This window comes from Ideonella azotifigens (assembly GCF_021043325.1).
Taxonomy (GTDB): Bacteria; Pseudomonadota; Gammaproteobacteria; order Burkholderiales; family Burkholderiaceae_C; genus Ideonella; species Ideonella azotifigens.
This window is the reverse complement of record NZ_JAJNKD010000021.1, coordinates 93004-105699: the sequence shown is the minus strand read 5'-3', so window position 1 is coordinate 105699 and position 12696 is coordinate 93004. Positions and strand designations below refer to the sequence as shown.

Here is a 12696-nt window from a genome sequence, read left to right as displayed (position 1 = left end):
TGCAAGTCTCGCTTCAGTTCATTTCAGCTGATCGACCTTCAGCTTCAGCTGCACCGCTTTCTGGCGTTCCAGCTTGGCCAGCTCGTTGTTCGGGTCCAGCGCCAGCACGCTGTCCCAGCTGCGGATCGCACCGGCCAGGTCCTGCTTGGCAAAGGCCGTGCGTGCGGCCTGGGTGTTCTTGTCGACCAGGCGCTTGCGCACTGCTTCGGCCTTGGCCGTGGCGCCGGGTTGGTCCAGCGAAGCGGCGCGGCGGTATTCGTCCAGCGCCCGCTCCAGCTTGCCGGCGCGCTCGGCGGCCTCGCCGTTGCGCAGCGCGCGTTCGCCGGGCGAGGGTTCGGGCGGCGGGGCGGGGGCGGCAACCGGCGGTGGCGTGTCGGGCACGGCAGGCTTGCCCGCATCGCTGCCCTTGGTGCCTGGCGTGCCGCGGACCGGCTCTTTCGGTTCCAGCGAGCCCGGAGGAGGCGCCTTGCCGGGCACGCGGATCTGCTGGCCGCCGGCCACCTGCCTGGGCACCTTGATGTCGTTGTAGCGGGCCAGGATGTAGAAGGCGTAGATGTCGCCCATGAAGCGCCCGGCAATGCGCGAGAGCGAATCGTTGGGCCGCACGGTGTAGACCCAGGACTCGCGGCCCAGCGTGGCGACCGGGTCGGCAGTGATCTGGCGCATCAGGTTGTTGGCCAGCTTGTTCGCGTAGTCCAGGCCCAGGGCTTTCTGCAACTCGGCCCGCGCGTCGTCCTCGCGGCCGGCTTCCAGCAGGTCCACCGCGGCCAGCGCGATCTTCTGCGCCTGGGCCTGCGCGGCGGGGCCGGCGGGTGGTGGCGGCTCGGGCGGTGGCGGAGGCGGTGGTGCGGGTTGCGAGGCGGCCGAGGCCGCTGGAGCGGGTGCGGTGGCCGCCTGGCCCGAGGGCCGGCCGCCATCGGCGGCACAGGCGGCCAGCAGGGCCAGCAGCGTCAGCGCCGGCAGGGCGCGCGAAGAGGTGTGGAGCATGGGCATGGCGGCAGGCGCTGGGGCGGCCCTGCGTGTCCTCAGGAGACCAATGTGCAGTATGGGAGAAGCGCCGCGACCGCGCAGGTGACTTTCGGACATTGCAGCCGCGACCATGGGACAGGACCATCGGCCGCGATGCAAGCTGCACTTCCTTCCGCCACGACAGCCGCCGCCCCGCCGCGCCTGCTGCGTCCGCCCATCCCGGCCATCGTGCAGCAGCACGCCGACGACGCAGCCCACCTGCGCCACCTGCGCTCGGTGCTGGTGCGCGCCCCGCATGTGAAGCTGCTGCAGCTGCAGCGGCTGGACGACCGCCTCGAAGCCCACCTGGACGGCCTGGCCGTGGCCGGTGCCTACGGCCTGGCGCGGGCGCAGGAAGCGCTGGAGCGGCCGGGTTGCGGCGAGGTCTTCGCGGCGCTGGTCTGCGCGCTGCAGCTGCCGGACGAGCCTGCGGTGGATCGCCTGCTGAGCCTGGCGCCGGTGCTGCCGGAGGCCTGGCGCGGCGCGGTCTCGGCGCTGGGCTGGGTGTCACCTGCGCAGTTGCGCGAGCGGGTGCGCGGGCTGCTGGCGTCACCGCAGCCGTGGCGGCAGGCGCTGGGCATCGAAGCCTGCCGGCTGCACCGTGTGGACCCGGGGCCCGCGCTGGCCGCGGCGCTGCAGCAAGGCGATGCGTTGCGCCGTGATGCAGCGCTGAGGGCCGCTGGCGAGCTGGGCCGGGTCGACCTGTTGCCTGGAGCGCTGGCCTTGCTGGACTTCGCGCCGGAAGCCGCGCGCGCCGCCTGCCTGCTCGGCGACAGGACGTTTGCGCTGCGCGCCATCGAGCAGTCCGCTTTTGCCACACCGGCGGCGCACCCCTTGCGCAGCCTGGCCGTGCAGGCGCTGGACTGGCCACGGGCTCGCGACGCGGTGCGCGCGCTGGCGCATGACCCGCAGGCGGTGCGCCAGCTGGTCCGCGGCATCGGCTGGCTGGGCGACGTGCGGCTGGTGCCCTGGCTGATCGAGCGCATGGGCGAGCTGCCGCTGGCGCGCCTGGCCGGGGAGGCCTTCAGTTTCATCACCGGCGCGGACCTGGCGGCGCTGGACCTGGAGCGCAAACCGCCGGAAGACTTTCAATCCGGCCCGACCGACAACCCCGAGGACGAAGACGTGGCGATGGACGAGGACGACAGCCTGCCATGGCCGGATGCGGACCGCGTGCAGCGCTGGTGGCAGGCCGAGGCGGCACGTTTTCCGGTCGCGCAGCGGGCGTTCGTGGGTGGACCGGTCACGCCGGCGCACTGCCTGCAGGTGCTGCAGGTCGGCACGCAGCGGCAGCGTGCACTGGCGGCGCAGCAGCTGGCGCTGCTGCAGCCCGGCCGGCCGCTGTTCCCGGTGGCCGCGCCGGTGTGGCGGCAGCGCCGGCTGCTGGGCCAGCCCGCACGGTGACTTTCGTTCATTGAAGCGCCCCGGATCAGCCGCGAACATGGCGGGCAAGGAGCACGTTCCACCATGACCCTCACGCTGCGCGCGGTGTCGCTGAACGACCTGCCCCTGACCCAGCCCATCACCGCGCAGTTCGACGCGCAGGGCGGCACCATCGGCCGGTCCGACCACAACACCATGGCGTTGCCGGACCCGGAGCGCCACATCTCGCGCCAGCAAGCCGAGATCCGCAGCAGTGCCGCGGGCTACCTGATCTGCAACGTCGGCAGCGCCAACCCGATCACCGTGCACGGCCAGCCGCTGGCGCAGGGCCAGTCGGCGCCGCTGGCGCACCACGACCGGGTGCGCATCGGCGGCTACCTGCTGGAGGTGATCGATGAATCGCTGGCGCCCGACGCGGGTGCCACGGTGATCCAGCGCTCACCCGACACGCCCACCCGAATGAACGGCCTGAGTCCGGCCACGCCGGTGCACATGGCGAACCACGCGCTGCAGGGCGCGCTGTCCAGCACCAACCCGTTCGCCGACCTGATGGACCGGCAGCAGGCCTCGCCTGCGCCTGCGCCCGCAGCGGCCGTGCCATCGCCTTCACCGGCCAGTGCACGCCTGCCGGATGACTTCGACCCGTTTGCCGCGCCCGTGGCCCAGCCCCCGCCGGCCCCTCGGCCAGGTTTTGGCGCCGACCCTGGCGGCGTCTTCGCGGACCTGATGCCCGACACCGGCCCGCGCTCCATCGACGACCTGCTGGGCCTGCAGCCCGGGGCCAGCAACGACCCGCTGGCCGCCTTCATGGCCGGCGCCGCGCCGGTGCCGCAGGCCGGCGGCAGTGCGCCATTGCCGACCGATCCGCTGGCGCTGTTCGGTGGACCTTCGGTGGCCGACACGCAGGCGCCGGTGACCCCGGCACTGCCAGACCACACGCCGGCGCTGCAGACCGTCTTCCAGCCACCGCTGGCGGCCGCACCCCGGGCGCAGCCGGAGCCGGACACGCTGGCGCCGCAGCCGGTGGCGGCGCCTGCCGCGCCGGTGATGAGCGGCACCGGTGGCGACACGGTTGCGCTGTGGCGCGCGTTTTCCGAAGGTGCCGGCATTCGCCTGGACCCGCCGCAGGGGCTGAACCCGGAGCTGATGCGCGTGATCGGCCAGCTGCTGCGCTCGGCCGTGGAAGGCACGCTGCAGATGATGGCGGTGCGCGCCGCGACCAAGCAGGAACTGCGCGCCGAGGTCACGGTGATCCGCTCGCGCGACAACAACCCGCTGAAGTTCTCGCCGGGCGCGCAGTCGGCGCTGGAGCAGTTGCTGCAGCCGCCGGTGCGCGGCTTCCTGCCCGGCCCGGCGGCGATGACCGACGCGATGCGCGACCTGGTCGGCCACACCATCGGCACCATGGCCGGCACGCGCGCCGCGCTCGAGGGCGTGCTGGGCCGCTTCCGGCCCTCGGCGCTGGAGGCCAAGCTGGTCGGCCGCTCGGTGCTGGACAGCGTGCTGCCGCTGGGCCGCAAGGCCAAGCTCTGGGAGCTGTACCTGCAGCACTTCGAGGCCATCCGCGAAGAGGCCCAGGAGGACTTCCACACGCTGTTCGGCAAGGCCTTCCTCGAAGCCTATGAGGACCAGCTGGAACGCCTGGGCGAACTCGCGCGGGACAACGCCCGGTCCGCCGAAAAAGAGGTGTCTCAAGAGAGCGCCCGCGCAAGCTGACGCCGGGCCAGAGAAGTCCAGCCCATGTTGAACATCCGCATGGCCGCCTGCAGCGAGCCGGGCACGCGCAGCAGCAACGAAGACGCGCTGGCGACCGGCGACTGCGGCCCCGGTTGGTTCGCCGTGCTGGCCGACGGGGCAGGCGGCCACCGCCACGGCGCCGAAGCCGCGCGCCGCGCCGTCTACCGCCTGCAGACCTGCCTGGGCGACGCTACGCTGCCCTGGCGCCCGGAGCTGCTGACCGGCGCGGTGCTGGCCGCGCACGACGACGTGCGCCGTGGCCAGGACGGCGAAGGCCTGGCGCGCATGCACACGACGGTGGTGGCGCTGTGCGTGGATGCGCAGCGCGCCGTGGCGCTGTGGACCCACGTCGGCGACTCGCGGCTCTACCGTTTGCGTGGCGGCAGCATCGACACGGTCACACAGGATGACAGCCTGGTGCATTCGCTGCTGCAGGCCGGCCTGCTCACGCCAGACCAGGCCGAAATGCATCCGCACCGCAACCAGTTGCTCGCAGCGCTGGGCATAGAAGACGCGCTGGAGCCGCACACCACGGCGCTGCAGCCCTTGGTGGCGGGGGACGTGTTCCTGCTGTGCAGCGATGGGTGGTGGGGGAGCGCGGGGGAGGCCTTGATCCCGGCGACCTTGGGCGAGGCCGCATCACCGGACGAATGGCTGGCGGCGATGCGGCGAGCCATCGAACAGCGCGGCCTGGCGGATCAGGACAACTTCAGTGCGATTGCGGTGTGGGTGGATGCAGCAGAAACTGCGGACGGAGCTTGAGTTGGCTTGGGCCGCGCCGCGGCGAGGTGGAGTGAAAACAAATGGGGTCAGAGTCAATTTATCTTGAGATGCCTCAATTCATCGCGACCCATTCCGCCAGATAAATCGACTCTGACCCCATTTGTTTTTGGCACCGTGGGTGGCAGTGCGAGCCGGGAAAGTAGCAGGACGAGATCCTTCGGGCCGTCTGGCGAGTTTCTCAAGCCGCTCAGGTTTGCCCGTCCGCTTTCAGCAGCCCGGCAAAACCGGTCACCGTCGGCAGCCCCGGCCCCCAGCGCAGGTTCGCCGGTGCCGGCGCCGGCAGCGCTGGCGACCACAGCGTGCAGCCCGCCAGGCGTTCCAGCAGTTCGCCCGCGGCCAGCAGCGGTACCGCGTCACGCCAGCTGGACGACGAGGCGGTGAACTGCAGCCACGGGCCTTCGGCGATGGGCGCGGGCGGCGGCATGCCGGCCAACGGCCAAGCAGGCGCGCCGGCCAGGGCCTGCTCGAAGCCATCCACCGACGCACCATCGCCCAGCGTCTGCAGCGCAACCCGGGCGACGACCGTGTACCAGCGCTCCAGGTGATCGAGCGACTGCCGGTCGATCGGCGGGTGCATGCGGGACTGGGTGATGAGCAGCGGGAAGTAGCGGCCGACGTTGTCGCAGCTGGGCATCAGCACGCCGAACCACCAGCGCATGTCGACCACGCCCGGGGCCCAGGCGAAGCGCAGCACGGGCGCGGTGAGGTAGGTGTCCAGCCAGCGGGGCCCGAGTTCGTGCGGCAGTTCGCGCATCAGGCCGGCGAGCCAGGTGTCGCAGTGGCGCACCCAGTGCGGCGGCAGGCGGCGCTGCGCGAAGTCGCCCAGCGAGGCGAGCTTGCCGTACCAGCCGGGTGGGCCTTGGGCCGAGGTTTCGGTTTCGACGGCGGCCATCACAGCCCCGTCGGGCAGTTGAACTCGTTGAGCTCGCGCAGCTTGAAGGGGTTGCGCACGCTGCTGGTGGTGACGTCGAACACGGCCTTGCGGCCGTCGACCTCGAAGGTGGCGCGGAAGCGCTCGGGCGCGTTGCCGGGGTCGATGCGCACGCGGTCGAACATGCGGAACAGTGCCCACGGGCCATCGGTGACCGGGCCGGAGCCGCTGGCGCTGGGCGGGCTCATCTGCACCCGCACCTGCGAGCTGCCGCGCGGGCCGGGCCACTGCACCGACATCGGCAGCTGCGGGCCGTGGGCGTAGCGCACGATCTGGCCGTCCACGTCGAGGATGAACTGGGAGATGGACGGGTCCATCTCCACCGGCTTGAAGTCCAGCCGCAGCGAGGGTGTGTTGCTGCCGGGAAAGAGGGTTTCGCGGATCGCCGCGGCGCGCTGGAACTGCGGCAACGTGCCGGCGTCGCCGCCCAGCGGCGTGCCTTCCACCGGGCGGAAGCGCCAGGGCCGGCTGCTGGTGTCCACGTAGGGCGCGAGCTTCTGCTGGAACAGCTGGTCGATCTTGCCGCCGGGGGCGAACAGCATCGCGAAGTCGGCCTGCGTGGCGTCGCGGGTCGAGTTGCGGTCCAGCGGGTAGCGGCCGGCCACGGCCTGCAGGCAGAACTCGCCCACCTGTGAGCGCACTTCCTGGCCGAGGGTCTGCCGCATCAGGCCTTGCGAGATGCGCGAGCTGCTTTGCGATAGGTCGTCCAGCATCGCGCGCAGCGGCTGCGGCATGCGCGCGGCTTCGGCCTTCACGCGGTTGGGCACCGGCGAGGGCGGTGGCGCGGCGCCGCCCTGCAGCGCGGTCTCGGCCGAGTTCAGCAGCAGGTTGACCTCGGCGACCAGGGCCAGCGTGTCGTCCAGCGGCGCCTTGCCGCCGCCAGCCGGTGGCGTGACGAGCTGTCGCAGGCCGGCGAAGCGGTCGTCGACGATGGCTTCGATGCGCGGGCCGTTGGGGGCTGTGCTGGCATCTCTGTTGCCGAGTGCGATGGCAAGCTTTTCGCGAGCGCCTTGCACCAGGTCGGTCGCGCGTTGCTCCGCGCTCTCCAGCGTGGAGCCACCGCTGGCCAGCGTGGTTTCGCGCGAGATGGCCTTCATCAGCGGCGGCAGCGGGCTGTCGGGTGCAGACAGCAGGCGCGAGCGTTCGACCGATTGGGACAGGCTGCCCATGGGCTGCAGCCGCAGGTCGGCAATGAAGCCTTCCCAGGCCGCGGCGTAGTCGTTCAGGTAGAGCCGGCGCACGTCGTCCACCAGTGGCGCGTTGGCGCGCACCTGGGCCGCCGCGTCCTTGGGCGCGTCGGCCACGCCCAGCACCCAGGGCTGCTCAGCGGCCAGTTCGTCGGCCGCCTTGCCGACCATGGGCTGGAAGCCGCGCAGGTAGCCGTCGCGCGAGTACAGGCCGGGCACGCCTTGCGTGAGCGGCGCGCCGCTGGCGCGGGTGAAGACGAGTGCTGCGTTGTTGCCCGCCGCGCGGATCACCGTGAACTCGGGGAAGTCGTTGCCCAGGCCCTGGGCACGCAGCCGGTTGTAGATGCGTTGCGGCAGCGGCAGCGTGGCCAGCTGGGTACGCGTGGCATCCAGCAGCGGCTTGTCTTCGGCCAGCGGCGAGGCCACGCCGCCCTGGGCCAGCAGCGCGTCCAGGTGGCCGCTGAGCTGGCCGCGTTGCTCGGGCGTGAGCTCGCGGCGCGTGGCCTGCCAGTCGCCCTCGAAATGCTGCTTCAGCGCGGGCGGGTCGAAGTGCGTCGGGTCGTGCAGCATCACGTAGGCCTTCAGCGCTTCGTACAGCGTTTCGGGCGTGGCGGCGCCCTGGCGCAGCTGCTCCTCGATGCGCAGCGCCAGCCGCGGCAGCAGCGCGTCGCCCAGCATGCGCTGGTAGGCCGCGCGGGCGGCGCTGTCGAGCTTGCGGCCCTGGAACAGGCCCATGCGCAGCGACCACGGGATCGGGCCTTCGGTGGCGGCCAGCGCGCGCGTGGCCTCCAGCGCGGGCACGATGGGCAGGATGTCGGCGCTGGCGCGGTTGGGCGTGGCCTGCAGCAGCTGGCGCACCTGCTCGGCACGGGCCGAGACCTCGCCCACATAGCGCCGGTTCTGCACGTAGCTCAGGCCCCAGGCGCCCAGCAGGCCGATGCCGAGCACGCCGACCAGCGCGTAGCCGCCCACCGACAGCGCGGTGCGCTGGCGCTCCCAGCGGCGGTTGGTGCCGCCCAGGCCGGCCTCGGCGAACACGACCTCCTGCAGCAGGCGGTTCAGGAAGTAGGCCCGGCCACTGGCCTGGTTGGGCGGGATCAGCGCATGTTCCAGCCGGTAGCTGCGCGCCACCGCGCCCAGCACCCGGTCGATGGGCGTGCCCTCCTGCGTGCCGCTGACGAAATAAACGCCGCGCAGCTGCGCGCGCGTGGCCTCGAAGGAGGAGGGCGCGAATACGCCTTCGACAAACTCCTGCAGCACCTGGCGCAGGCCGGCGAACTGCTCGGGAAAGCCGTAGATGCGGGCGCGGCGCTGCGGGTCTCGTTCGAGCTGAAGCCGATCAATCAGGCCGTCCAGCAGGCGCTGCTGCAGCGCCTCGAACTCGGGCCCGAAGGCGGCCAGTGGTGCAGTGCTTTCGCGGCCGAAGGTGAAGCCCCAGGGTGCCGCGCGCTGGTCCTTATCCAGCGTGGCGAAGTAGTCCATGAAGCCGGCCAGCAGGTCGGCCTTGGTGACCAGCAGGTAGATCGGGAAGCGGATGTCCAGGTCCTTGTGCAGCTCCTGCAGCCGGGCGCGCACAGTGGCCGCGTGTTGCGCGCGCTCACCCGGGCTGCGCGCCAGCAGGTCCGAGACCGACACGGTGACCAGCGCGCCGTTGAGCGGCTGGCGCGGCCGCGAGCGGCGCAGCATCTGCAGGAAGCCGCCCCAGGTGGCGCGGTCGGTGCCGGGGTCGCTGTCCTGCGTGGTGAAGCGGCCGGCGGTGTCGATCAGCACCGCCTGGTCGGTGAACCACCAGTCGCAGTGGCGCGTGCCGCCCACGCCGCGGATGGCCTGCTCGCCCATCTGCTCGGCCAGCGGAAACTTCAGCCCGCTGTGGCGCAGCGCGGTGGTCTTGCCCGAGCCGGGCGCGCCGATGATGAGGTACCACGGCAGCTCGTAGAGGTAGCGCCCGCCGAGCTTGCCGGCCCAGCCCTTGAGGCGGCTGCTGCTGCCGAAGCGGGCACGCTGCAGCGTCAGCATGGCCTGGCGGAAACGCTCGCTGACGGCAGCCATGTCCGGGCTCTCGCGCTCGGCAGCCTGGGAAGGCGGCTGCATCAGCTGCTGCACCACGGCGGTGTTGCCACGCCTGGCGCGCCAGCGGCTCCAGGCGACCCAGATCACGACCAGCGCCACCAGCACGCCAATGGTGATCCAGCGCGAGGCTTCGGTTTCCAGCGGCCGCTTCTCGCCAATGGCCACCATCGGCCCGACGATCCAGACCAGCAGCGAGACCGCCAGCAGCAGCACCGCGAGCAGCACCCAGCGGTTGAAGATCCAGCCCAGCACGCGTTTCATCTGGCGGCTCCGCTGGCGGCCTGGGCCGGCGCCGTGGCTTCAGGGTTGCGCGCATTGACCATCAGGCTGATCTCCACGCGCCGGTTCATGGCCTTGTTGGCGGGGCTGTCGTTGGGGACCAGCGGCTCGGCGTCGGCCCGGCCTTCGGCGCGCACGCGCTCGGGCGCAACCTGGTGCGACACCAGCAGCTGGCGCACGGCCTGGGCACGTTCGTCGGACAGGTGCCAGTTGGACGGGAAGCGCGGCGTGCGGATGGGCGAGCTGTCGCTGTGGCCGGTGACCAGCACCGCGCCGGGCATTTGCGCCAGCGCGGCGGCAATGCGCAGCATCAGCGCCTCGCGCTCGGGTGCCAGCGTGGCACTGGCGGGCGGGAACAGGCCGTCGCCGCGCAGCGTGATGACGCTGCGGTCCACCTCGTCGCGCACGACGACCTGGCCGCTCTTGATGTCCGGCTGCAGGAACTGCGCGAGCCGCGGCTTGGCGGGCGGCGGTGGCGGGGCAACGACAGGCGGCGTGAGCCGCAGCGACTGGATCTGGCCGAACACCGGGTCCGAACGCTCGGCCAATGACAGCGAAAGCGCGAGGTACACGCCGACCAGCAGCAGCGCCATGACGGCCGCAGAGGCGGCCAGCGGCAGCCAGCCCAGGTGGCGGCGCTGCCGCGTGGCCTCGACCTGCCAGTGCTGGGCCAGTGCCGGTGCATGGTCGCCGCGCTGGGTCTTGAGGATCTGCGCCAGCCGGTCGCGCACGGCTTCGAGCTGCGCGCGGCCGTTGTCGATCACCCGGTAGCGGCCTTCGAAGCCCAGCGTGAGCACCGCGTAGATCAGCTCCAGCAGGTCGCGGTTGACGTCAGGCTTCTCGGCCAGCCGGGCCATCAACTGGAAGACCTTTTCACCGCCCCAGGTCTCGTTGTGGAACATGGACAGCAGGCTGTGGCTGGCCCACACGCCGGAGCCGCCCCAGGGCGTGTCGGCGGCGGCCTCGTCGATCATGGTGCACAGCACGTAGCGCGTGGCCATCACGCGCTCGGGCGCGATGCCGGCGGCCGCGGCTTGCGCCGCAAAGTCGCGGATGCCCTGGGCCAGCGCGTTGCGCAGCGCAGCAGGGTCGTCCACGCGGCGGGTGGCGCGCAGCTGCGGCACCAGCAGCAGCAGGCGGTTGGCCAGCGTGAGCAGCGGGTTCAGGCCGGGGGCGGTGCTGGCGGCCTCGTCGGCCGTGTCCTGCTGTGCTGGCGCGGCGGGTGTGTTGCGCAGCGCCGCAGCGGCACCGCCGGGGCGCGGCTTGATGAAGGTGCTCTGGTCGTCGAAACCGGCGAAGGGGTCATTCAAGGCGGAGGGGTCCATGGCGGTTCCCGTGGCTTACTGCCGAATGGCCCACAGCTCGAGTTCCAGGCCGGGGAAGTCACCGGCCACATGCAGCGCCAGGCTGCCGGCACGCTCCAGCTGCTTCCACAGCTCGCCGCCACGGTCCAGCTCGAAGTAGTGGAAACCGGCATGGAAGGGCAGCTGGCGTGGCGCCACCGGCAGCGAGCGCAGGGCCACGCCCGGCAGCTGCAGGTTCACCAGGTCGCGGATGCGGTCCACCGGCCCGAGCTTGGACTGCGCCGGAAAGCGTTGGCGCAGCTGCTCGGCCTGCAACTGCGCGTTCACCGCGAGCACGAAGTTGGCGCTGCGCAGCAGGCTGGCGTCCGGCACCACGGCCGTGCGCACGCCGTGCGAGCGGTCCACCAGCTCGATCTGCTGCGCATTGCGCTCCAGCACCACCGAGAGCATGCGGCGCAGCTCGTCCAGCAGCGGCGCGAAGCTGGCGCGCAGGTCGTCGTGCCGGTAGAGCGGGTACTCGGTGGCCAGGCGCGATTCGCTGACCAGCGTGGCCAGGTCGCCGGCGAGTTGCAGGCAGTCGCGGTGCAGGGTTTCGGGGTGCGCGCTGGGCGCCTGCGCATGCTGGCGGAACAGCGGCGCGGCGCGGTTCAGCGCCTGCAGCATCAGGAAGTCCGCCAGCTCGGAGACGCCGTTGCCGAGCTGGCCCATGCGCGAAGCCAGCAGCTGCGCGCGCTGCTGCACCAGCCCGTGCAGCAGCGAGGCCATGGCCGAGAGGTGGCCGCTGGCGTCGATGCGGGTCTGCGGCGCGATGTAGGCGCGGTCCAGCACCAGTTGCTGGTCGCTGCGGCGCTCCAGCACGCGGGCCACGCCGAGCGCGGCATGGCCATCGCCCAGCTCGCGCGAGGGCATCAGCCGCAGGCACAGCGCGCCGGTCTGCACCGGCTCGGGTTCGTCGCTGGCGTTGGTGAGGTCGCGCAGCGTGTGGTCGGCCACGCGGTAGCGCAGCAGTTCGCCGGTGGGCTCGCCGTCGAACGCGACCTGGTTCACACCTTCGCGGGCCATTGGCGCGGCCAGGCAGATGGTGTCGCCCTTCAGGTCGGCCGGCACGTCCAGCGGGGCGGGGGCGGCGTCGGCCTGCGGGATCAGGAAGGGCGTGCCGTCGGGCAGTACGCCGCTGGCGCGCAGCACGCCCAGCCGGCCGGTGGACAGCAGCGCCTCGTCCAGCACCAGCTCGGTGAAGCCCCAGCCGTGCGGTGCCAGCGCGCGCACGCGCAGGTCCACCAGGTGTTCGAGGTAGCGGGTTTCCTGCTGGAAGTGGTGCGGCAGCAGGAACATGCCCTGCGTCCAGACGACCTTGTTGCGGTGTGAACTCACGGTTGCACGACCGCGCTGACCGCCAGCTCGTCTGCCTGGATCAGCAACTGCTGCTGCTTGCCGGGGGTGACGGCAACGACGCTGCGCCACTTCGCGTGTTCGATGTCGCGGTACGCCGCGAAGACGGCGATGAAGCGCGTCTCGGGGGCCAGCGTCTTGTTCAGCGCGCGGCGCTCGCCTGGCGCCAGCGTGAACTCCTCGCGTGCCACCACTTCCGTGCCCAGCTCGGCCTGGTCGCGCTGGTAGAGCGAGACGAAGTCGGCGGCATTGAAGGCGTTGGCGGTCTTCAGCTCATAGACCCGCAGCAGCAGCGGCGAGGGTCGCTGGCTGACGCTGGGGTTGACCCGCGCCGAGGCCGCGATGCTGCCGGACACGACGGTCGGCTTGGGCGGCGGCGGGGCCGACGCGCAGGCCGCCATCAGCAGCGCCGCGGCGCAGGCGCTGCTTGCCGAACCCGCGAAGCCGTGACGCATGTTGACCATCTGGAATGCCTTTGGAGACCGGTGGCCAGAATAGCCAGCCGGGCAGGCCGCGCCGCGTGACCAAGGTCATCGGCCGGGTGCCTGCCTGAACGCAAGGCTGAGCTTCCAGATGGCCTGCGGCGACGGCGGCTTCGCCCGTCGCAAGACATGCCGCTGGC

Annotated in this window: 9 protein-coding genes; 3 read left to right on the top strand and 6 right to left on the bottom strand. The window is 71.9% G+C overall.

Annotation, left to right across the window (positions count from 1 at the left end):
- Window positions 1-18: 18 nt before the first annotated feature.
- Complete coding sequence (locus tag LRH25_RS28865) at window positions 19-987, bottom strand: LysM peptidoglycan-binding domain-containing protein (protein ID WP_231013005.1); 969 nt, start codon at window positions 985-987, stop codon at window positions 19-21.
- Window positions 988-1122: 135 nt separating this feature from the next.
- Between LRH25_RS28865 and LRH25_RS28860 the strand changes: the two genes are divergently transcribed.
- The 3 genes from LRH25_RS28860 (at window position 1123) to LRH25_RS28850 (ending at window position 4890) form a co-directional block, all read left to right on the top strand.
- A complete protein-coding gene (locus LRH25_RS28860; protein ID WP_231013004.1) occupies window positions 1123-2412 on the top strand; it encodes a TIGR02270 family protein in 1290 nt (429 codons plus the stop codon).
- A gap of 63 nt (window positions 2413-2475) precedes the next feature.
- Entirely contained in the window at window positions 2476-4107 is a 1632-nt protein-coding gene (gene tagH / locus LRH25_RS28855) for a type VI secretion system-associated FHA domain protein TagH (RefSeq protein WP_231013003.1), read from the top strand.
- A 24-nt stretch (window positions 4108-4131) separates the two neighbouring features.
- Window positions 4132-4890 carry a PP2C family protein-serine/threonine phosphatase gene (locus LRH25_RS28850; protein ID WP_231013002.1) on the top strand — a complete coding sequence of 253 codons (759 nt, stop codon included), beginning with the start codon at window positions 4132-4134 and terminating at the stop codon, window positions 4888-4890.
- Between the two features lie 208 nt (window positions 4891-5098).
- On the opposite strand, the gene tagF is transcribed toward LRH25_RS28850, so the two are convergent.
- Genes tagF through tssJ form a run of 5 tightly spaced genes read right to left on the bottom strand, consistent with a single transcriptional unit; the run spans window position 5099 to window position 12538 of the window.
- A complete protein-coding gene (gene tagF, locus LRH25_RS28845) occupies window positions 5099-5803 on the bottom strand; it encodes a type VI secretion system-associated protein TagF (protein ID WP_231013001.1) in 705 nt (234 codons plus the stop codon).
- Window positions 5803-9360, bottom strand: coding sequence for a type VI secretion system membrane subunit TssM (tssM, locus tag LRH25_RS28840; RefSeq protein ID WP_231013000.1), 3558 nt, complete (start codon window positions 9358-9360; stop codon window positions 5803-5805). The genes tagF and tssM overlap by 1 nt, the downstream gene beginning before the upstream one ends.
- Window positions 9357-10703 carry a DotU family type VI secretion system protein gene (locus LRH25_RS28835; protein WP_231012999.1) on the bottom strand — a complete coding sequence of 449 codons (1347 nt, stop codon included), beginning with the start codon at window positions 10701-10703 and terminating at the stop codon, window positions 9357-9359. Before LRH25_RS28835 ends, tssM begins: the two co-directional genes overlap by 4 nt.
- Before the next feature lie 15 nt (window positions 10704-10718).
- Window positions 10719-12056: a type VI secretion system baseplate subunit TssK gene (tssK, locus tag LRH25_RS28830; RefSeq protein WP_310742449.1), complete on the bottom strand. Its 1338-nt coding sequence runs from the start codon at window positions 12054-12056 to the stop codon at window positions 10719-10721.
- Window positions 12053-12538 carry a type VI secretion system lipoprotein TssJ gene (gene tssJ, locus LRH25_RS28825; protein ID WP_231012998.1) on the bottom strand — a complete coding sequence of 162 codons (486 nt, stop codon included), beginning with the start codon at window positions 12536-12538 and terminating at the stop codon, window positions 12053-12055. The genes tssK and tssJ overlap by 4 nt, the downstream gene beginning before the upstream one ends.
- Window positions 12539-12696: the final 158 nt, after the last annotated feature.

Excerpts from the sequence above, each read along its gene's own strand:
- LRH25_RS28865 (WP_231013005.1), bottom strand. The coding sequence starts at position 987 with ATGCTCCACACCTCTTCGCGCGCCCTGCCGGCGCTGACGCTGCTGGCC.
- LRH25_RS28860 (WP_231013004.1), top strand. The coding sequence starts at position 1,123 with ATGCAAGCTGCACTTCCTTCCGCCACGACAGCCGCCGCCCCGCCGCGC.
- tagH (WP_231013003.1), top strand. The coding sequence starts at position 2,476 with ATGACCCTCACGCTGCGCGCGGTGTCGCTGAACGACCTGCCCCTGACC.
- LRH25_RS28850 (WP_231013002.1), top strand. The coding sequence starts at position 4,132 with ATGTTGAACATCCGCATGGCCGCCTGCAGCGAGCCGGGCACGCGCAGC.
- tagF (WP_231013001.1), bottom strand. The coding sequence starts at position 5,803 with ATGGCCGCCGTCGAAACCGAAACCTCGGCCCAAGGCCCACCCGGCTGG.
- tssM (WP_231013000.1), bottom strand. The coding sequence starts at position 9,360 with ATGAAACGCGTGCTGGGCTGGATCTTCAACCGCTGGGTGCTGCTCGCG.
- LRH25_RS28835 (WP_231012999.1), bottom strand. The coding sequence starts at position 10,703 with ATGGACCCCTCCGCCTTGAATGACCCCTTCGCCGGTTTCGACGACCAG.
- tssJ (WP_231012998.1), bottom strand. The coding sequence starts at position 12,538 with ATGGTCAACATGCGTCACGGCTTCGCGGGTTCGGCAAGCAGCGCCTGC.